This window comes from Neorhizobium sp. AL 9.2.2, assembly GCF_013317225.1.
Lineage (GTDB): Bacteria > Pseudomonadota > Alphaproteobacteria > Rhizobiales > Rhizobiaceae > Neorhizobium > Neorhizobium soli.
The window spans coordinates 1-1,433 of record NZ_JAALXU010000015.1; the positions used below are offsets into that span (position 1 = coordinate 1).

At 54.5% G+C, this 1,433-nt stretch carries 1 pseudogene; it reads left to right on the plus strand.

Annotated elements, in window-relative coordinates:
* The first annotated feature begins 87 nt into the window (after nt 1–87).
* Nucleotides 88–1,133: pseudogene (locus G6K99_RS23175) on the plus strand (IS110 family transposase).
* Nucleotides 1,134–1,433: the final 300 nt, after the last annotated feature.

Genomic DNA, 1,433 nt, shown 5'->3' on the forward strand with positions numbered 1-1,433 from the left:
TGCTCTTGATGTTGGAGTGGACGGCCCCTGAACGGCATCGAAATGTACCAGAATGAGCTGTTTAGATCTCAATCGAAGGGTCCGCCCATGGACAAGATTATTCGTATTGGCATGGATACGTCAAAGCATGTTTTTCAGTTGCATGGCGTAAATGCTGCAGACAAGCCGGTCTTGCGTAAGAAAATGCGCCGCAAGGAGATGATCGACTTCTTCACGACCTGCCCGCCAACCTTGGTCGCGATCGAGGCCTGTGGTGGTTCGCATCATTGGGCGCGCTTACTCACCTCATTTGGACATGAGGTAAAAATGATCGCGCCACAACTCGCCAAGCCATATGTCAAGTCAAGCGGAACAAGAATGACGCTGCCGACGCCGAAGGGCTGTGCGAGGCGATGAGCCGCCCAACGATGCGGTTTGTTCCGGTTAAGACAGTGGATGAGCAAGCGGCACTCATGCTGATCAGCGTCCGTACCCGTCTGATAGCCAACAGAACCCAACTCGCCAACGCTATACGGGGCTACGCCAATGAATTCGGCATTTCCGCAGCCAAGGGGCTAGCACATATTCCGATGCTGCTCGAAAGGGTACAAGTTGAGAAAACTGTGCCAGAGCTCGCACAGGAATTGTTCATGAGCCAGGCCGAGGAATACGCTCAGCTGGAAAAGAAGATTGCGGCTGTGGAGGCCAAGGTAAAGGCATGGCAGCGTAACGACGAACGCAGCAGACGTCTCAACACCATTCCCGGCATTGGCCCAATCGGTTCGGCTCTTTTGATCATGAAGACACCCGCTCCGGAGCTGTTCCAATCTGGCCGCCAGTTCGCAGCCTGGATAGGGTTGACGCCAAAAGATCACTCGACCGGCGGCAAGCTGCGGCTCGGTGGTATCACGCGAGCCGGCGATGAAGCTCTGCGGGCCGTCTTGGTGGCAGGAGCAACCGCTGTCATTCATCACGCGCGGCGATCTGGTAAGGCTTCTCAATGGTTGGCGGAACTGCTCAGACGTAAGCCGCCTAAACTGGCAGCTGTCGCACTTGCCAACAAGATGGCGCGCATAGCCTGGAAACTCATGATCTCTGGGCAAACATACAGATCTCTGGGCAAACATACAGCGCACAATCAGGAGCAGCTTTGACGGGATGCGCCACATGAAGATTGGCGAGCAAGAACCCTGGATATCCTGATCTTCACCACGTGTTTGTGATACAACAACTTGCAGGATAATAGCAGATGGTGTGATCGATCGATCCGGGACACAGGATACTCCGGAAATCCCTTTGGCTCCTCAAGGCCGCCTTGATGTTTGGGACCTGTGTTGCGGAAACCATCTTGGCCAGCGTTCATGTGCGGACGCAACAACAGGCCGGACATATGGACGCAAGCGATCTGGTCAAATTATCTCGAGATATCTTGCAAGTCGGGGGCCGTCCACATA